At 54.9% G+C, this 16251-nt stretch carries 24 protein-coding genes; 18 read left to right on the top strand and 6 right to left on the bottom strand.

From position 1 onward, the window contains the following. Window positions 1-10 precede the first annotated feature (10 nt). From rpsE to ACUTSC_RS24675, 13 genes are all read left to right on the top strand, one after another. The gene (gene rpsE, locus ACUTSC_RS24735; protein WP_004929747.1) at window positions 11-511 is read left to right on the top strand and encodes a 30S ribosomal protein S5; all 501 of its coding nucleotides are present in this window, start codon (window positions 11-13) and stop codon (window positions 509-511) included. A 6-nt stretch (window positions 512-517) separates the two neighbouring features. Further along, complete coding sequence (rpmD, locus tag ACUTSC_RS24730) at window positions 518-697, top strand: 50S ribosomal protein L30 (RefSeq protein WP_048232028.1); 180 nt, start codon at window positions 518-520, stop codon at window positions 695-697. Window positions 698-700: 3 nt separating this feature from the next. Further along, window positions 701-1135 carry a 50S ribosomal protein L15 gene (gene rplO, locus ACUTSC_RS24725; RefSeq protein WP_004929742.1) on the top strand — a complete coding sequence of 145 codons (435 nt, stop codon included), beginning with the start codon at window positions 701-703 and terminating at the stop codon, window positions 1133-1135. Window positions 1136-1142: 7 nt separating this feature from the next. Next, complete coding sequence (secY, locus tag ACUTSC_RS24720) at window positions 1143-2474, top strand: preprotein translocase subunit SecY (RefSeq protein ID WP_004929740.1); 1332 nt, start codon at window positions 1143-1145, stop codon at window positions 2472-2474. A gap of 33 nt (window positions 2475-2507) precedes the next feature. Then, window positions 2508-2624: a 50S ribosomal protein L36 gene (rpmJ, locus tag ACUTSC_RS24715; RefSeq protein ID WP_002227352.1), complete on the top strand. Its 117-nt coding sequence runs from the start codon at window positions 2508-2510 to the stop codon at window positions 2622-2624. Window positions 2625-2772: 148 nt separating this feature from the next. Then, window positions 2773-3129, top strand: a complete 357-nt coding sequence (rpsM, locus tag ACUTSC_RS24710) for a 30S ribosomal protein S13 (protein WP_004929734.1) — start codon at window positions 2773-2775, stop codon at window positions 3127-3129. A 16-nt stretch (window positions 3130-3145) separates the two neighbouring features. Continuing rightward, the gene (rpsK, locus tag ACUTSC_RS24705; protein ID WP_004929731.1) at window positions 3146-3535 is read left to right on the top strand and encodes a 30S ribosomal protein S11; all 390 of its coding nucleotides are present in this window, start codon (window positions 3146-3148) and stop codon (window positions 3533-3535) included. A 30-nt stretch (window positions 3536-3565) separates the two neighbouring features. Further along, a complete protein-coding gene (rpsD, locus tag ACUTSC_RS24700; RefSeq protein WP_025304496.1) occupies window positions 3566-4186 on the top strand; it encodes a 30S ribosomal protein S4 in 621 nt (206 codons plus the stop codon). A 25-nt stretch (window positions 4187-4211) separates the two neighbouring features. After that, the gene (locus tag ACUTSC_RS24695) at window positions 4212-5201 is read left to right on the top strand and encodes a DNA-directed RNA polymerase subunit alpha (protein ID WP_002919219.1); all 990 of its coding nucleotides are present in this window, start codon (window positions 4212-4214) and stop codon (window positions 5199-5201) included. Between the two features lie 40 nt (window positions 5202-5241). Further along, window positions 5242-5631 (top strand): 50S ribosomal protein L17, encoded by a 390-nt coding sequence (gene rplQ / locus ACUTSC_RS24690; RefSeq protein WP_004929726.1) that lies wholly within the window; start codon window positions 5242-5244, stop codon window positions 5629-5631. A 148-nt stretch (window positions 5632-5779) separates the two neighbouring features. Then, entirely contained in the window at window positions 5780-6154 is a 375-nt protein-coding gene (locus ACUTSC_RS24685; RefSeq protein WP_197768503.1) for a DnaJ family domain-containing protein, read from the top strand. Next, complete coding sequence (gene zntR, locus ACUTSC_RS24680; RefSeq protein ID WP_033636251.1) at window positions 6154-6585, top strand: Zn(2+)-responsive transcriptional regulator; 432 nt, start codon at window positions 6154-6156, stop codon at window positions 6583-6585. The genes ACUTSC_RS24685 and zntR overlap by 1 nt, the downstream gene beginning before the upstream one ends. Before the next feature lie 75 nt (window positions 6586-6660). Beyond that, window positions 6661-6867 (top strand): alternative ribosome-rescue factor A, encoded by a 207-nt coding sequence (locus ACUTSC_RS24675; protein WP_047729715.1) that lies wholly within the window; start codon window positions 6661-6663, stop codon window positions 6865-6867. 58 nt (window positions 6868-6925) lie between these two features. On the opposite strand, the gene mscL is transcribed toward ACUTSC_RS24675, so the two are convergent. From mscL to def, 5 genes are all read right to left on the bottom strand, one after another. Beyond that, on the bottom strand, window positions 6926-7342 hold the full coding sequence (gene mscL / locus ACUTSC_RS24670; RefSeq protein ID WP_025304493.1) for a large-conductance mechanosensitive channel protein MscL: 417 nt from the start codon (window positions 7340-7342) through the stop codon (window positions 6926-6928). A 137-nt stretch (window positions 7343-7479) separates the two neighbouring features. Further along, window positions 7480-8856 carry a Trk system potassium transporter TrkA gene (gene trkA, locus ACUTSC_RS24665; protein ID WP_063991190.1) on the bottom strand — a complete coding sequence of 459 codons (1377 nt, stop codon included), beginning with the start codon at window positions 8854-8856 and terminating at the stop codon, window positions 7480-7482. Between the two features lie 55 nt (window positions 8857-8911). Next, window positions 8912-10201 carry a 16S rRNA (cytosine(967)-C(5))-methyltransferase RsmB gene (gene rsmB, locus ACUTSC_RS24660; protein ID WP_197768502.1) on the bottom strand — a complete coding sequence of 430 codons (1290 nt, stop codon included), beginning with the start codon at window positions 10199-10201 and terminating at the stop codon, window positions 8912-8914. A gap of 72 nt (window positions 10202-10273) precedes the next feature. Next, window positions 10274-11218, bottom strand: a complete 945-nt coding sequence (fmt, locus tag ACUTSC_RS24655) for a methionyl-tRNA formyltransferase (RefSeq protein ID WP_197768501.1) — start codon at window positions 11216-11218, stop codon at window positions 10274-10276. A gap of 17 nt (window positions 11219-11235) precedes the next feature. Continuing rightward, the gene (def, locus tag ACUTSC_RS24650) at window positions 11236-11745 is read right to left on the bottom strand and encodes a peptide deformylase (RefSeq protein WP_015379260.1); all 510 of its coding nucleotides are present in this window, start codon (window positions 11743-11745) and stop codon (window positions 11236-11238) included. Window positions 11746-11878: 133 nt separating this feature from the next. On the opposite strand from def, the gene dprA reads away from it, so the two are divergent. Genes dprA through aroE form a run of 5 tightly spaced genes read left to right on the top strand, consistent with a single transcriptional unit; the run spans window position 11879 to window position 15423 of the window. Next, entirely contained in the window at window positions 11879-13000 is a 1122-nt protein-coding gene (gene dprA / locus ACUTSC_RS24645; RefSeq protein WP_197768500.1) for a DNA-protecting protein DprA, read from the top strand. After that, entirely contained in the window at window positions 12972-13445 is a 474-nt protein-coding gene (gene smg / locus ACUTSC_RS24640; protein WP_033650013.1) for a DUF494 family protein Smg, read from the top strand. The genes dprA and smg overlap by 29 nt, the downstream gene beginning before the upstream one ends. Before the next feature lie 25 nt (window positions 13446-13470). Further along, window positions 13471-14016: a topoisomerase DNA-binding C4 zinc finger domain-containing protein gene (locus ACUTSC_RS24635; RefSeq protein ID WP_197768499.1), complete on the top strand. Its 546-nt coding sequence runs from the start codon at window positions 13471-13473 to the stop codon at window positions 14014-14016. Window positions 14017-14023: 7 nt separating this feature from the next. Next, window positions 14024-14593 (top strand): L-threonylcarbamoyladenylate synthase type 1 TsaC, encoded by a 570-nt coding sequence (gene tsaC / locus ACUTSC_RS24630; protein ID WP_197768498.1) that lies wholly within the window; start codon window positions 14024-14026, stop codon window positions 14591-14593. A gap of 11 nt (window positions 14594-14604) precedes the next feature. Continuing rightward, window positions 14605-15423, top strand: coding sequence for a shikimate dehydrogenase (gene aroE, locus ACUTSC_RS24625; protein ID WP_197768497.1), 819 nt, complete (start codon window positions 14605-14607; stop codon window positions 15421-15423). A gap of 38 nt (window positions 15424-15461) precedes the next feature. On the opposite strand, the gene ACUTSC_RS24620 is transcribed toward aroE, so the two are convergent. After that, on the bottom strand, window positions 15462-16004 hold the full coding sequence (locus ACUTSC_RS24620) for a gamma carbonic anhydrase family protein (protein WP_004929699.1): 543 nt from the start codon (window positions 16002-16004) through the stop codon (window positions 15462-15464). Window positions 16005-16251: the final 247 nt, after the last annotated feature.

Genomic DNA, 16251 nt, shown 5'->3' with positions numbered 1-16251 from the left:
GAGGTTTAAGATGGCTCACATCGAAAAACAAGCTGGCGAACTGCAGGAAAAGCTGATCGCGGTAAACCGCGTATCTAAAACCGTAAAAGGTGGCCGTATTTTCAGCTTTACCGCACTGACTGTAGTTGGTGATGGTAACGGTCGCGTTGGTTTTGGCTACGGCAAAGCACGCGAAGTTCCAGCAGCGATCCAGAAAGCGATGGAAAAAGCCCGTCGCAACATGATGAACGTCGCGCTGAACAGCGGCACCCTGCAGCACCCTGTTAAGGGCGCTCACACGGGTTCTCGCGTGTTCATGCAGCCTGCTCATGAAGGTACCGGTATCATCGCGGGTGGTGCAATGCGCGCCGTTCTCGAAGTTGCTGGGGTGCACAACGTATTGGCTAAAGCTTATGGTTCCACCAACCCGATCAACGTGGTTCGTGCAACTATCGACGCTCTGGCGAATATGAAGTCTCCTGAAATGGTCGCTGCTAAGCGTGGTAAATCCGTTGCCGACATTCTGGGGTAATTGACCATGGCTAAGACTATTAAAGTTACACAAACTCGCAGCTCAATTGGCCGTCTGCCGAAGCATAAAGCTACTCTGCTCGGTCTGGGTCTGCGTCGTATTGGTCACACCGTAGAGCGCGAGGATACTCCTGCTGTTCGCGGTATGGTCAACCTGGTTTCCTACATGGTTAAAGTTGAGGAGTAACAGATGCGTTTAAATACTCTGTCTCCGGCTGAAGGTGCCAAGCATGCGCCTAAGCGTGTAGGTCGTGGTATTGGTTCTGGCCTGGGTAAAACCGGCGGCCGTGGTCACAAAGGTCAGAAGTCTCGTTCTGGCGGTGGCGTACGTCGTGGTTTCGAAGGTGGTCAGATGCCTCTGTACCGTCGTCTGCCGAAATTCGGCTTCACTTCACGCAAAGCGATGATCACGGCAGAAGTTCGTCTGTCTGAACTGGCTCTGGTTGAAGGCGATGTTATCGACCTGAACGCGCTGAAAGCCGCTAACGTAGTTGGTGTCCAGATCGAATTCGCGAAAGTTGTACTTTCTGGCGAAGTCGCTCGTCCGGTAACCCTGCGTGGTCTGCGTGTCACCAAAGGCGCTCGTGCTGCTATCGAGGCTGCTGGCGGTAAAATTGAGGAATAAGTAGCAGATGGCTAAGCAACCAGGATTAGATTTTCAAAGTGCTAAAGGCGGGCTCGGCGAGCTGAAGCGCAGACTTTTGTTTGTAATCGGCGCGCTGATTGTCTTCCGTATCGGCTCTTTCATTCCGATTCCTGGTATCGATGCCACTGTGCTTGCCAAATTGCTTGAGCAGCAGAGAGGCACTATCATTGAAATGTTTAACATGTTCTCTGGTGGTGCCCTCAGCCGTGCTTCTATCTTTGCTCTGGGGATCATGCCGTATATTTCGGCGTCGATCATTATCCAGCTGCTGACGGTGGTTCATCCAGCGTTGGCGGAAATCAAGAAAGAAGGGGAGGCTGGCCGTCGCAAGATTAGCCAGTACACTCGTTACGGTACGCTGGTATTGGCCATATTCCAGTCGATCGGTATTGCTACCGGTCTGCCGAATATGCCTGGTATGCAGGGCCTGGTGTTAAACCCAGGCTTTGCATTCTACTTTACTGCGGTTGTGAGCCTGGTAACCGGGACAATGTTCCTGATGTGGCTGGGTGAGCAGATTACTGAGCGCGGTATCGGCAACGGTATCTCGATCATTATCTTCGCGGGTATTGTAGCGGGGCTCCCGCCGGCAGTGGCCCATACTATCGAGCAAGCGCGGCAAGGCGACCTGCACTTCCTCCTGCTGCTGTTGGTTGCAGTATTGGTGTTTGCAGTAACCTTCTTCGTTGTTTTCATCGAGCGTGGTCAACGTCGTATCGTCGTTAACTATGCGAAGCGTCAACAAGGTCGTCGTGTTTATGCAGCACAGAGTACACATTTACCGTTGAAAGTGAACATGGCGGGTGTTATCCCGGCGATTTTCGCTTCCAGCATTATTCTGTTCCCGGCCACGATTGCATCATGGTTTGGGGGCGGTACCGGTTGGAACTGGCTGACTACGATTTCGCTGTATTTGCAGCCAGGGCAACCGCTTTATGTGTTACTCTATGCGTCTGCAATCATCTTCTTCTGTTTCTTCTACACGGCGTTGGTCTTCAACCCGCGTGAGACAGCAGATAACCTGAAGAAGTCCGGTGCCTTCGTACCAGGAATTCGTCCGGGAGAGCAAACGGCGAAGTATATCGATAAAGTAATGACGCGTTTAACCCTGGTGGGCGCGATGTACATTACTTTCATCTGCCTGATCCCGGAGTTCATGCGTGATGCAATGAAAGTACCATTCTACTTTGGTGGTACCTCGCTACTGATCGTGGTTGTCGTCATCATGGACTTTATGGCTCAAGTGCAAACTCTGATGATGTCAAGTCAGTACGAGTCTGCATTGAAGAAAGCAAATCTGAAAGGCTATAACCGCTAGTCAGATTCGTTTGAGAAGTTACGGAGAGTAAAAATGAAAGTTCGTGCTTCCGTCAAGAAATTATGTCGTAACTGCAAAATCGTTAAGCGTAACGGTGTCGTTCGTGTGATTTGCAGCGCCGAGCCGAAGCATAAACAGCGTCAAGGCTGATTATCTCGCATATTTTTCTTGCAAAGTTGGGTTGAGCTGGCTAGATTAGCCAGCCAATCTTTTGTATGTCGCACTGCAACACTATTTGAGTATCCTGAAAACGGGCTTTTCAGAATGGTGTTGCTGTATAAAATAGTAGGAGTGCATAGTGGCCCGTATAGCAGGCATTAACATTCCTGATCATAAACATACCGTTATCGCCTTAACGTCGATCTTCGGTATCGGTAAAACCCGTTCACAGGCTATCTGTGCATCCACGGGTATTGCTGAAAATGTTAAGATCAGTGAGCTGTCTGAAGAGCAAATCGAAAAGCTTCGTGATGCAGTTGCCAAATACACCGTTGAGGGTGATTTGCGTCGTGAAATTACCCTGAGCATCAAGCGTCTTATGGACCTTGGTTGCTATCGTGGTTTGCGTCATCGTCGTGGTCTGCCGGTACGCGGTCAGCGCACCAAGACCAACGCTCGTACCCGTAAGGGTCCGCGCAAGCCGATCAAGAAATAATCGGGGTTATTGAATAATGGCAAAGGCACCTGTTCGTACACGTAAGCGTGTAAGAAAGCAAGTCTCTGACGGCGTGGCTCATATCCATGCTTCTTTCAACAACACCATCGTTACCATCACTGATCGTCAGGGTAATGCTTTGGGTTGGGCAACAGCCGGTGGTTCCGGTTTCCGTGGTTCTCGTAAGTCCACTCCGTTCGCAGCACAGGTTGCAGCAGAACGTTGTGCTGACGCAGTAAAAGAATACGGTATCAAGAACCTGGAAGTTATGGTTAAAGGACCTGGTCCTGGTCGTGAGTCTACTATCCGCGCTCTGAACGCGGCTGGTTTCCGCATCACTAATATTACTGATGTGACTCCGATCCCTCATAACGGTTGTCGTCCGCCGAAAAAGCGCCGCGTGTAACGCAGCTTTTAGGATTGTTGGAGAAAGAAAATGGCAAGATATTTGGGTCCTAAGCTCAAGCTGAGCCGTCGTGAGGGCACAGACCTGTTCCTTAAGTCTGGCGTTCGCGCGATCGATTCCAAGTGTAAAATTGAACAAGCACCTGGTCAGCACGGTGCGCGTAAACCGCGTCTGTCTGATTACGGTGTTCAGTTGCGTGAGAAGCAGAAAGTTCGCCGTATGTACGGCATTCTGGAGCGTCAATTCCGTAACTATTACAAAGAAGCAACCCGCCTGAAGGGCAACACCGGTGAAAACCTGTTGCAGCTGCTGGAAGGTCGTCTGGACAACGTTGTTTACCGTATGGGCTTCGGCGCTACTCGTGCAGAGTCACGTCAGCTGGTTAGCCACAAAGCAGTTATGGTAAACGGTCACGTTGTTAACATCGCTTCTTATCAGGTATCTCCGAATGACGTAGTCAGCATCCGCGAGAAAGCTAAAAAGCAGTCTCGTGTTAAAGCTTCTCTGGAGCTGGCTGAGCAGCGTGAAAAGCCGACTTGGCTGGAAGTTGATGCTGCGAAGATGGAAGGCGTGTTCAAGCGTATGCCTGAACGTACCGATCTGTCTGCGGACATTAACGAACACCTGATCGTCGAGCTTTACTCCAAGTAAAGCTTAGTACCAAAGAGAGGACACAATGCAGGGTTCTGTGACAGAGTTTCTAAAACCGCGCCTGGTAGATATCGAGCAAGTCAGTTCGACGCACGCCAAGGTGACCCTTGAGCCTTTAGAGCGTGGCTTTGGCCATACTCTTGGCAACGCACTGCGCCGTATTCTGCTTTCATCTATGCCGGGTTGCGCGGTGACCGAGGTTGAGATTGATGGTGTACTGCATGAGTACAGCACCAAAGAAGGCGTACAGGAAGATATCCTGGAGATCCTGCTCAACCTGAAAGGGCTGGCGGTGAGAGTTCAAGGCAAAGACGAAGTTATTCTTACCCTGAATAAATCTGGCATTGGCCCTGTGACCGCTGCCGACATCACCCATGATGGTGATGTCGAAATCGTCAAGCCTCAGCACGTGATTTGCCACCTGACTGATGAGAACGCGGCTATCAGCATGCGTATCAAAGTTCAGCGCGGTCGCGGTTATGTGCCGGCTTCTGCCCGAATTCATTCGGAAGAAGATGAGCGCCCAATCGGTCGTCTGTTGGTTGACGCCTGCTACAGCCCTGTAGAGCGTATCGCCTACAATGTTGAAGCTGCGCGTGTAGAACAGCGTACTGACTTGGATAAGCTGGTCATCGAGATGGAGACCAATGGCACGATCGATCCTGAAGAGGCGATCCGCCGTGCGGCCACCATTCTGGCTGAACAACTTGAAGCTTTCGTTGACCTGCGTGATGTACGTCAGCCGGAAGTTAAAGAAGAGAAACCAGAGTTCGATCCGATCTTGCTGCGCCCTGTTGACGATCTGGAATTGACTGTCCGCTCTGCTAACTGCCTCAAGGCAGAAGCTATCCACTACATCGGTGATCTGGTACAGCGTACCGAGGTTGAGTTGCTGAAAACGCCAAACCTGGGTAAAAAATCTCTTACCGAGATTAAAGACGTGCTGGCCTCACGTGGTCTGTCTCTGGGCATGCGCCTGGAAAACTGGCCGCCGGCAAGCATTGCTGACGAGTAACCGGATCACAGGTTAAGGTTTTACTGAGAAGGATAAGGTCATGCGCCATCGTAAGAGTGGTCGTCAACTGAACCGTAACAGCAGCCATCGCCAGGCTATGTTCCGTAACATGGCCGGCTCTTTGGTTCGTCATGAGATCATCAAGACGACCCTGCCAAAAGCAAAAGAGCTGCGTCGCGTTGTTGAGCCGCTGATTACTCTTGCCAAGACCGACAGCGTAGCTAATCGTCGTCTGGCATTCGCCCGTACTCGTGATAACGAGATCGTGGCAAAACTGTTTAACGAGCTGGGCCCGCGTTTCGCGAGCCGTGCCGGTGGTTACACTCGCATTCTGAAGTGTGGCTTCCGCGCAGGCGACAACGCGCCGATGGCATACATCGAGCTGGTTGATCGTGCTGAGTCTCAAGCAGAAGTAGCAACTGCAGAGTAATCTGTAGACGCGTAAAAAAACCGGGCTTGCCCGGTTTTTTTACGTCCAAACCCAGCCAAATATGCGTAATTCCCCCGCTGCGCTTAAGATCCACGCCCCTATCCGCTATGCTAAGGCTTATTCATTAGGCTAACCGAGGCTGTCTGTCATGGGGTTGCTCGATCAATGGGCGGAACGTCATATCCTTGAGGCCCAGGATAAAGGCGAGTTCGACAATCTGCCCGGCCAGGGCCAACCGTTGGCGCTGGAAGATGACAGCGCGGTGCCGGCTGAACTCCGCGCGGGTTACCGTCTGCTGAAAAATGCCGGTTACCTGCCACCGGAGCTGGAAGATCGCAAAGAGGCGTTGACCGTTGCTCGCTTGCTGCAAGGGATTAGCAGTGAACATCCGGACTATGTCGAACTCAGCAAACGCATGGCGCTGCTGGAGCATCGATTGCGTCAGGCCGGAATGAGTACGGATTTCTTGCATGGCGAATATCAGCGTGCATTGGACGGAAAATTCACTCGGGAGGAGAAGTAATGTTCAAGATAGGTCAGTTGGCCAAGCTTGCCGAAGTAACGCCGGATACCGTGCGTTACTATGAAAAGCAGGGCATGATGGATCACAATGTCCGCACCGAAGGCGGCTATCGCTTATATACCGAACAGGATCTGCAGCGGCTGCGCTTCATTCGCTATGCCAAGCAGCTGGGGTTTACTCTGGAAACGATCGCCGAACTGCTGTCGATCCGCGTCGATCCTGAGCATCATACCTGTCAGGAGTCGAAGTCGATCGTCGATGCGCGCCTGAGCGAAGTGGAAAGCAAGTTGGCGGAGCTGACTCGTATGCGCGAATCGCTGAAGCGGCTGAGTGATGCCTGCTGCGGCACTGCCCATACCAGCAATTATTGCTCTATTCTGGAGGCCTTGGAACAGGGCGCCAGCGATGAAAAAGGCAAAAAAGGTTGCTGACGGCACTTTAATTTTTATACCGCCGGCAGTATTATCGCCCCGTTTTATTACCCCACCTTTTACAGGAGCATTATCATGACGAAATATCGTCACACTAAAGGTCAGATTCAAGATAACGCCATTGAGGCGCTGCTGCATGATCCGCTATTCCGTCAACGAGTAGAAAAGAATGTGAAAGGCAAAGGCAGCTATCGGCGTAAAGAAAAACACAACAAAGGCGGTAACTGGGAGGCCAGTGGTAAACTATCAAACGATAAGTTACCACTGGCCTTCTGGTTTTAAGGGATTAAAAAAGCCACCTTCGGCAGGTGGCTTTTTATTGGCGTAATCAAACGCTGTTTTACAGTTTTGGCTGCTGTTGCTGGCTCAGCAGGTCACGGATTTCCGTCAGCAGTTTCTCTTCTGCGGTAGGTGCTGGCGGTGCTGCCGGGGCTTCTTCCTGCTTGCGGCGCATTTTGTTCATCAATTTAATCGCCAGGAAGATGGCGAAGGCGACAATCACGAAGTCGAATACGGTTTGAATGAATGAACCGTAGTTCATTACCACCGCCGGGACGGCGCCCTGAGCTTCACGTAATACCAGATGGAACTGTTTAAAGTCGACGCCGCCGATCAGTAGGCCCAGAGGTGGCATGATGATATCGGCCACGAAGGACGAAACAATCTTGCCGAATGCAGCACCGATAATCACACCGACGGCCAAATCGACCACGTTGCCACGCATGGCAAATTCGCGAAACTCTTTCAACATACTCATAGAACGCACCCCTTGCAGAATTAATAACTCAAGTTTAACAAAGCAATTTCCCTTTGCCACAAAAGGAGAGAAGTTTTATCTCCCCCCAAGGCAGAGAACAACTACGCGATTATAGACCATCGCCTAATAAATTCGTTCTACAAGAAGAACGGGCTCGGTTGGAACAAGCGTTCAACGTCCGGCACGAATTTCTTGTCGGTAATAAACATGATGACGTGATCGCCCTGTTCGATTTTGCTATTGCCGTTGGCGATGATCACGTCGTCGCCACGCACGATCGCACCGATGGTGGTACCCGGTGGCAGCTTGATGTCTTCGACGATGCGGCCGACCACTTTGGACGTGCTTTCATCGCCGTGGGCAATCGCCTCGATCGCTTCCGCTACGCCGCGGCGCAGCGACGACACGCTGACGATATCCGCTTTGCGCACGTGCCCCAACAGGGCAGAGATGGTCGCCTGTTGCGGAGAAATGGCGATATCGATCACGCTGCCCTGCACCAAATCGACATAGGCGCGGCGCTGGATCAATACCATCACCTTCTTGGCGCCCATGCGCTTGGCCAGCATGGCCGACATGATGTTGGCCTCATCGTCGTTGGTGATGGCGATGAAGACATCCACCTGCTCGACGTGCTCTTCGGCCAGCAGTTCCTGATCGGAGGCATCGCCATAGAACACGATGGTATCGTGCAGCTGCTCGGCCAGTTCGGCGGCGCGTTGCTGGTTCCGCTCGATCAGTTTGACGTTGTAGTCTTTTTCCAACCTGGCGGCCAGGCCGGCGCCGACGTTACCACCGCCGACGATCATGATGCGCTTATACGGTTTTTCCAGCCGCTGCAGTTCGCTCATCACCGCGCGGATGTGCTGTGAGGCGGCGACGAAGAAGACTTCATCACCGGCTTCGATAATGGTCGAGCCTTGCGGACGGATCGGTCTGTCCTGGCGGAAAATAGCGGCGACGCGGGTGTCGATATGCGGCATGTGTTCGCGCATCGAAGAGAGCGCATTGCCGACCAGCGGGCCGCCGTAATAGGCTTTAACCGCGGCGATGCTGACCTTGCCTTCGGCGAAATTGACCACCTGCAGCGCGCCGGGGTATTCAATCAGCTTGTAGATATAGTCTATGACCAACTGCTCCGGTGAAATCAGATGGTCGATCGGCACCGCTTCCGGCAGGAACAGTTTCTCCGACTCGCGGATATATTCCGGCGCGCGGATACGGGCGATACGGTTGGGGGTATTAAACAGAGAATAGGCGATCTGGCAGGCGATCATGTTGGTTTCGTCGGAGTTGGTGACGGCGACCAGCATGTCAGCGTCTTCCGCGCCGGCTTCGCGCAGTACCCTAGGGTGAGAACCGTGCCCCTGAACCACGCGCAGATCGAATTTATCCTGCAGCTGACGCAGACGACCGGAATCGGTATCGACGACGGTGATATCGTTGTTTTCACCCACCAGGTTTTCCGCCAGCGTCCCGCCAACCTGACCGGCACCAAGAATAATTATTTTCATCGTGTTCTCTGCTTCACACTGAAAGACTTAGGGCGCGCACGCACGCCCCGAAGCATTACATTTTAATCAGCTTAGCGTAAAAGAAGCCATCGCCGTCCTCGGGATGCGGGATATTCTGCCGCCCTGGCCGCTGCGCATCGCCGGTTTCAACCAGTTTGGCATCGGCGTGGCGCTGCAAAAACGCGGCGATCTGGCTGCTGTTTTCATCCGGCAGGATAGAGCAGGTGGCGTAAACCATCACGCCGCCCGATTTCAGATGGGGCCAGACGGCTTCCAGGATCTCGGCCTGCAGCGCGGCGAGTTCGGCGATGTCGCGATCGCGGCGCAGCCATTTGATGTCGGGGTGACGGCGGATAACGCCGGTGGCGGAACAAGGCGCGTCCAGCAGGATCCGGTCGAACTGCTTGTCACCGCACCATTGCTGCGGGGTGCGGCCATCGCCCAGTTTAACCTCGGCATGCAAACGCAGGCGCTGCAGATTTTCCTTCACCCGCGCCAGGCGCTGTTCGTCGATATCGACCGCCAGGACGTGCGCTTTCGGTGCCGCTTCCAGAATATGCGTGGTTTTGCCGCCAGGCGCGGCGCACAAATCGAGGATCTGTTCACCGTCTTGCGGATCCAATAGATCGACACAGCCCTGGGCTGAGGCATCTTGCACGGTGACCCAGCCGTCGGCGAACCCAGGCAGATCGGTCACGGCGCAAGGCGCCAGCAACCGCACTGCATCGGCATAGTCTGAATGAGGCTCTGCGGCGATACCGGCGTCGGTCAACAACTGCAGATAAACTTCGCGGGTGTGATGCAGGCGGTTGACGCGCAGCCACATCGGTGGCTTCTGGTTATTGGCGTCGACGATCTGTTCCCAGTTGGCGGGATAGGCTTGTTGAATGCGTTTCAGCAACCAGCTCGGGTGCAGATAGCGGCTGTCATTGTTGGCGGCGCGCTGCAGGAGCTCTTCCTGCTGGCGCTGGAATTGCCGTAAGACGCCGTTAATCAGGCCTTTCAACTGCGGGCGTTTCAGCGCCACCGCGCCTTCCACGGTTTCGGCCAATACGGCGTGCGCCGGGATACGGGTATACAGCAGCTGGTACAGGCCGACCATCAGCAGATAGTGCAGCGTACGCTGCTTGCCGGTCAGCGGCTTGGCCATCAATTGTTGAATGCACCATTCGAGCTGCGGCAGCACGCGCAACGTGCCGAAACACAGTTCCTGCAACAACCCGCGATCTTTATCGCTGATGGCGGTTTGGAGTGTTGGCAGGACAGTGCTGAGCGACTGCCCTTGATCCAGCACCTGGCCGATGGCTTTGGCAGCGATGCTGCGGAGATTGTAATTATTTTTCATAGGCTGAAGCTGATAACGATCGGCATTAAGAAAATAACGGCCCGGCGATGAACGGCCGGGCAGTGGGGTGACTTACAGCCGGTTACCCGGGGTAAACCATTCACGACGTGAATTTAAAAGGTCTTGCGCCGACATCGGTTTCTTGCCGGCGGGCTGCAGTTGGATCAGATTGAGGATGCCGTCGGCGGTCGCTACCTGAATGCCGTGCTTGTCGGCATGGACAACGGTGCCTGGCTCCGCGTTGGCGCTTTGCGCCAGTACGCTGGCTTGCCACACTTTCACCGGTTGATCGTCGATGGTGAAGTAGCTGACTGGCCAAGGGTTGAAGGCGCGGATGCAGCGCTCCAGCTGGGCTGCGGACAGATGCCAGTCCAGACGGGCTTCTTCTTTGCTCAGCTTCTCTGCGTAGGTGACCAGCGCTTCGTCCTGCACTTCGCGGGTGGCGCTGCCGTCTGCCATTTGGCGCAGCGTAGTCAGCATACCCTGCGGGCCGAGCTGTGCCAGCTTGTCGTAGAGACTGGCGCTGGTATCGCTGCTCTCAATCGGGCAGGCAATCTTGTGCATCATGTCGCCGGTATCGAGACCGACGTCCATCTGCATGATGGTCACGCCGGTTTCGCTGTCGCCGGCCCAGAGCGAACGCTGGATCGGTGCCGCACCGCGCCAGCGAGGCAGCAGCGAGCCATGTACGTTGATGCAACCGAGACGCGGCATATCCAGCACCGCCTGCGGCAGGATCAGCCCGTAGGCAACCACCACCATCACGTCGGCGTTGAGATCGGCCACCAGGCGTTGGTTCTCTTCGGGGCGCAGCGATTTGGGCTGAAATACCGGCAGTTGGTGTTGCTCGGCCAGCACTTTGACCGGGCTTGGCGTCAGCTTGTTGCCGCGGCCCGCCGGGCGGTCTGGCTGGGTAAAAACGCCGACAATCTGGTGCTCAGATGACAACAGCGCGTCAAGATGACGCGCTGCGAAGTCTGGTGTTCCGGCGAAAATAATCCGTAAAGAATCAGACACGTTGATTTCCTGATCGGTTAGGCGCGGGCTTGAAGCTTGGCCATTTTTTCCAGTTTCTGACGAATGCGCTGACGCTTGAGCGGCGACAGGTAATCGACGAACAGTTTACCCATCAGGTGATCCATCTCGTGCTGAATGCAGATCGCCAACAGATCGTCCGCTTCCAGCTCGAAAGGTTTGCCTTCGCGATCCAGCGCGCGGATCTTCACCTGCGCGGCACGGGGTACCAACGCACGCTGCTCGGGAATGGAAAGACAGCCTTCCTCGATGCCGGTTTCGCCGCTCTTTTCCAGCAGCTCCGGGTTGATCAGCACCAGGCGCTGATCGCGGTTCTCGGAGACGTCGATCACGATAATGCGCTGATGGATATCCACCTGGGTCGCAGCCAGACCAATGCCTTCCTCTGCGTACATGGTTTCAAACATATCATCCACGATGCGCTGGATATCTGCATTGACTTCTTTTACCGGCGCTGCGACTTTGCGCAGACGCTCGTCTGGGAAATGTAATACCTGCAAGACTGACATATATCTTTAGATCTGTATCCGAGTAATGAACGAGGTTTAACCTCTATTCTAGACATTTCCCGGCCTGATTGACAGCATTGCGCACCAATTGCTCGGATTGGTAATACCACCGTTTTTGCTGAGGGAACAGAAGATGCGGCCGGAAGAGATCGCTTTACGGATGCGAGGGGTAACGGGGCTGCAGACCGTCGTGGCCAGCCGGATCGTGCGGCAGCTATCGCAAATGGGGAACGAGCCTCGCAGCGCGTTGCGTGAACTGGGATTGAACGAGCGGCAGCGGGCGCAGTTCAACCAGCTGGATCCCGGTTATCTGGCGGCCAGCCTGCGTTGGCTGGAGAAGCCGGCGCACCGTATGCTGAACTACGGAGCGGCCGGCTATCCCGAACGTCTGGCCCAGATCGACGATGCACCGCTGTTTTTGCTGATCGAGGGCGATCCTCAGGCGTTGCTGCGCCGGCAGCTCGCCATGGTTGGCAGCCGGCAATTCAGCCACTACGGCGAGCGTTGGGCCAATTATTTCGCCGAGGAATTGGCGCGTTGCGGTTTCACCATCACCAGTGGTTTGGCGATCGGTATCGACGGCATTTGCCATCGTGCAGCGCTGGCGGCCGGGGGTTGCACGGTAGCGGTGTTGGGCAGTGGGCTGGCCAATGTTTATCCACGCCGGCACCGCAGGCTCGCGGAGCAGATTGTCGAGCAGGGCGGCGCGGTGATTTCAGATCATTTGGTCACCGATTTGCCTCTGGCCGACCATTTTCCGCGCCGCAACCGCATTATCAGCGGGCTGAGCCAGGGCGTTCTGGTCATAGAAGCCTCGTTGCGCAGCGGTACCCTGGTGACGGCTCGCTATGCGCTGGAGCAGGGGCGTGAGGTATTCGCCTTGCCGGGGCCGTTAGGGAACCCGATGAGCGAAGGCACGCATTGGCTGATCCAACAGGGCGCGCATCTGGTGACTGGGCCGAAAGATATCGCCGAATTGCTGGGAAGCGGTCTCCAATGGCTGCCACTGAACGAAAATACAACTATTTGTGCGTCGCAGGCTGAAGTTGAATTGCCATTTGCCGATGTGTTGGCTAACGTAGGAGATGAGGTGACACCTGTTGACGTCGTCGCTGAACGTGCCGGCCAACCTGTGCCAGTGGTGGTAATCAAGTTACTCGAACTGGAGTTAGCAGGGTGGATCGCAGCTGTACCCGGCGGCTATGTCCGAATAAGGAGGGCAAGCCATGTTCGACGTACTCATGTACTTGTTTGAAACTTATATCCACAATGAACCAGAGATGCGCGTCGATCAGGATCAACTGACCGATGATCTCGCTCAGGCGGGGTTTCATCGGGATGATATCTACAACGCGTTGAATTGGCTTGAGAAGTTGGCTGACCTGCAAGAAGGTCAAAATGCGCCTTACTTTATGGATGCCGATCCGCTGGCAATGCGGATCTACACCGAAGAGGAAAGCGCGCGTTTGGACGCCGGCTGCCGTGGTTTTCTCCTGTTCCTGGAACAGATTCAGGTATTGAACCTCGAAACCCGTGAAATGGTTATCGACCGCGTTATGGCCTTGGATAATGCGGAATTCGATCTCGAAGATCTGAAATGGGTCGTGTTGATGGTGCTGTTTAATATCCCCGGATATGAAAGCGCCTATCAGCAAATGGAAGAACTGTTGTTTGAAGTGAACGAAGGTTATCTGCATTGAGCCGATAACGCGCATAGAAGACGTTATGACAAAAAACGCGATTTTTGCCGCCAGGCAAAATGAACCCTGTCCGGAATGCGGGGCCGAGCTGGTGATCCGTAGCGGTCGCCATGGCCCCTTCCTCGGCTGTTCCCAGTATCCTGAATGCCAATATATTCGCCCGCTGAAAGCGCAGGCCGATGGGCATATCGTCAAGGTGCTGGATGGGCAGCAGTGCCCGAAGTGCCAGGCGACGTTGGTGCTGCGCCAGGGGCGCTATGGCATGTTTATCGGTTGCAGCGATTATCCGCAGTGCGATCACACTGAAGTGATCGATAAGCCTGACGAAACCGCCATTATCTGCCCGCAGTGCGGTCAGGGCAAACTGCTGCAGCGCAAGTCGCGCTACGGCAAGATTTTTCATTCCTGCGATCGTTACCCTGAATGCCAATTCGCCCTCAATGTTAAACCTGTCGCCGGTGAATGTGCCTATTGCCATTATCCGCTGCTGATGGAAAAGCGTACGGCAAAAGGCCCCGTCCTGTGCTGTGCCAGCAAGCTGTGCGGAAAACCCGTCGCGACTACAGAATAATCACATCATGAACTCAGAATTAAGCCCGAACCTTGTATCTATCATCGATGCTTTGCATCAACAGCAGGTGATTGCCTATCCTACCGAAGCGGTATTCGGCCTGGGGTGCGATCCCGACAGCGAACAGGCGGTCAATGCGCTGCTGGCGTTGAAACAGCGGCCGTGGGAAAAGGGGCTGATTCTGATCGCCGCCGATTATGCACAGCTTAAGCCCTATATCGACGATAGCGCGCTCAGCGAACAGCAGCGCGCGACGATGTTTGCCAGTTGGCCAGGACCGGTAACCTGGGTGTTGCCTGCTCGGCCGGAGACGCCGCGCTTGTTGACCGGGCGTTTCAGCTCGCTGGCGGTGCGCGTTAGCGATCACCCGTTGGTGCAGCGGCTGTGTCGGCAGTACGGCAAGCCACTGGTATCGACCAGTGCCAATCTCAGTGGGTTGGAGCCGTGCCGCAGTGCGGATGAAGTCACACGACAATTCGGCACTGCTTTCCCGGTATTGGCCGGCGAGGTGGGTGGCCGTCTTAATCCTTCCGAAATCAGAGATGCTCTGACCGGCGAACAGCTCCGTCAGGGCTAGAGGTAATGGGCATGGAGAAGTTTGCGGTATTTGGCAACCCTATTGGTCACAGCAAGTCGCCGCGAATTCATGCGCTGTTCGCTGCCCAGACTGGCATTGAGCATCCTTATGGAGCGGTGCTGGCGCCGTTGGACGGTTTTGAAACCCGTTTGCAGGCGTTTATCCACGCCGGAGGGCTGGGGGCGAACGTCACGGTGCCTTTCAAAGAGCGTGCTTATGAGCTCGCCTCCGAGCTGAGCGAGCGTGCAGCGATGGCCGGGGCAGTCAATACCCTGAAGGTATTGCCGAATGGCGGTCTATTGGGGGATAACACCGACGGCATCGGTTTGCTGACCGATCTGCAGCGTCAACAATTGATCCGGCCGCAGGATCGCATTCTGCTGGTGGGCGCCGGCGGCGCAGCGCGCGGTGTGATCCTACCGCTGCTGTCTTTCGGCTGCCGGCTCACGATCACCAACCGCACCTTCAGCCGGGCTCAAGAGTTGGCCCACGCTTTCCGGCATCTGGGGGAGATCTCGGCGATACCGATGGATCAACTGAATCAGCAAGCGTTCGATCTGGTGATCAACGCGACGGCGTCCGGTATCAGCGGGGAGATCCCGGCGTTGCCCGCAGGCGTGGTGAACGCGCAAACCCGTTGCTATGACATGTTCTATCAGCAGGGCATTACGCCGTTCCTGGCCTGGGCGCAGCAGCGGGGGGCAACGGAATATGCCGATGGGTTGGGCATGCTGGTGGGGCAGGCGGCGCATGCTTTCCTGCTTTGGCACGGAGTGATGCCAGAGATCGAGCCGGTATTGCGCCAGCTGCGCAGCGAGCTGGCGGCATAAATCCTACCTCGTTCTCTTTATAGGGAACGGGGCGCCCATCAGATATCTTCCGACAGGTATTCGTCTTTCCAGCGTACATAGTTGTTAGAAGAATAAAGCAATCCCTCCAACTCGGCGGCGGTCAACGGCCGAACCTGGCGTGCCGGACTACCCATATAAAGATAGCCGCTCGCCAGGCGCTTGCCCGGCGCCACCAAACTGCCGGCACCAATCATGACGTCGTCTTCTACTACTACACCGTCTAACAGGATCGAACCCATACCGACCAGCACCCGGTTGCCGATGGCGCAGCCGTGCAGCATTGCTTTATGGCCTACGGTCACATCTTCTCCAATCAGCAGGGGATAACCGTCGGGGTTATGTTCGGAACGGTGAGTCACATGCAGTACGCTGCCGTCCTGAATATTGCTGCGCGCGCCGATCTTTACCGCATTGACGTCACCGCGGATGGCGACCAGCGGCCAGATGCTGACGTCATCCGCCAGATCGACGTCGCCGATCACGACGCTGGAAGGATCGATCAAGACGCGCTGACCGAGTTTGGGGGTGTATTGAAGATAAGAACGTACTGCATCGGACATAGTGCTGCCTCACGTCGGGATCATATTACCGGCAATACTAGACTCTGGCGATGGAATTACAACCAACGGCAGCGCCGGATCCTGCGGAAAATGGCCCTGATCGCACAAGATCCACCCGGAAGGGCTGAAAAGTGTGCAAACAGAAAGAAAAGATCAAAAAAGGGGTTGTGCAAAAAACTCGGATCCCTATAATGCGCCTCCATCGACACGGCGCAAGTGATTCACTTCACACAGCGGCCGGGAAGAA

The organism is Serratia sp. TSA_105.2, from assembly GCF_052692115.1.
Note: the sequence above shows the minus strand (reverse complement) of the source record. Positions and strands in the feature narration are given on the sequence as shown.

Coding starts and splice junctions, on each gene's coding strand:
- rpsE (WP_004929747.1), top strand. CDS start 11: ATGGCTCACATCGAAAAACAAGCTGGCGAACTGCAGGAAAAGCTGATC.
- rpmD (WP_048232028.1), top strand. CDS start 518: ATGGCTAAGACTATTAAAGTTACACAAACTCGCAGCTCAATTGGCCGT.
- rplO (WP_004929742.1), top strand. CDS start 701: ATGCGTTTAAATACTCTGTCTCCGGCTGAAGGTGCCAAGCATGCGCCT.
- secY (WP_004929740.1), top strand. CDS start 1,143: ATGGCTAAGCAACCAGGATTAGATTTTCAAAGTGCTAAAGGCGGGCTC.
- rpmJ (WP_002227352.1), top strand. CDS start 2,508: ATGAAAGTTCGTGCTTCCGTCAAGAAATTATGTCGTAACTGCAAAATC.
- rpsK (WP_004929731.1), top strand. CDS start 3,146: ATGGCAAAGGCACCTGTTCGTACACGTAAGCGTGTAAGAAAGCAAGTC.
- rpsD (WP_025304496.1), top strand. CDS start 3,566: ATGGCAAGATATTTGGGTCCTAAGCTCAAGCTGAGCCGTCGTGAGGGC.
- ACUTSC_RS24695 (WP_002919219.1), top strand. CDS start 4,212: ATGCAGGGTTCTGTGACAGAGTTTCTAAAACCGCGCCTGGTAGATATC.
- rplQ (WP_004929726.1), top strand. CDS start 5,242: ATGCGCCATCGTAAGAGTGGTCGTCAACTGAACCGTAACAGCAGCCAT.
- ACUTSC_RS24685 (WP_197768503.1), top strand. CDS start 5,780: ATGGGGTTGCTCGATCAATGGGCGGAACGTCATATCCTTGAGGCCCAG.
- zntR (WP_033636251.1), top strand. CDS start 6,154: ATGTTCAAGATAGGTCAGTTGGCCAAGCTTGCCGAAGTAACGCCGGAT.
- ACUTSC_RS24675 (WP_047729715.1), top strand. CDS start 6,661: ATGACGAAATATCGTCACACTAAAGGTCAGATTCAAGATAACGCCATT.
- mscL (WP_025304493.1), bottom strand. CDS start 7,342: ATGAGTATGTTGAAAGAGTTTCGCGAATTTGCCATGCGTGGCAACGTG.
- trkA (WP_063991190.1), bottom strand. CDS start 8,856: ATGAAAATAATTATTCTTGGTGCCGGTCAGGTTGGCGGGACGCTGGCG.
- rsmB (WP_197768502.1), bottom strand. CDS start 10,201: ATGAAAAATAATTACAATCTCCGCAGCATCGCTGCCAAAGCCATCGGC.
- def (WP_015379260.1), bottom strand. CDS start 11,745: ATGTCAGTCTTGCAGGTATTACATTTCCCAGACGAGCGTCTGCGCAAA.
- dprA (WP_197768500.1), top strand. CDS start 11,879: ATGCGGCCGGAAGAGATCGCTTTACGGATGCGAGGGGTAACGGGGCTG.
- smg (WP_033650013.1), top strand. CDS start 12,972: ATGTTCGACGTACTCATGTACTTGTTTGAAACTTATATCCACAATGAA.
- ACUTSC_RS24635 (WP_197768499.1), top strand. CDS start 13,471: ATGACAAAAAACGCGATTTTTGCCGCCAGGCAAAATGAACCCTGTCCG.
- tsaC (WP_197768498.1), top strand. CDS start 14,024: ATGAACTCAGAATTAAGCCCGAACCTTGTATCTATCATCGATGCTTTG.
- aroE (WP_197768497.1), top strand. CDS start 14,605: ATGGAGAAGTTTGCGGTATTTGGCAACCCTATTGGTCACAGCAAGTCG.
- ACUTSC_RS24620 (WP_004929699.1), bottom strand. CDS start 16,004: ATGTCCGATGCAGTACGTTCTTATCTTCAATACACCCCCAAACTCGGT.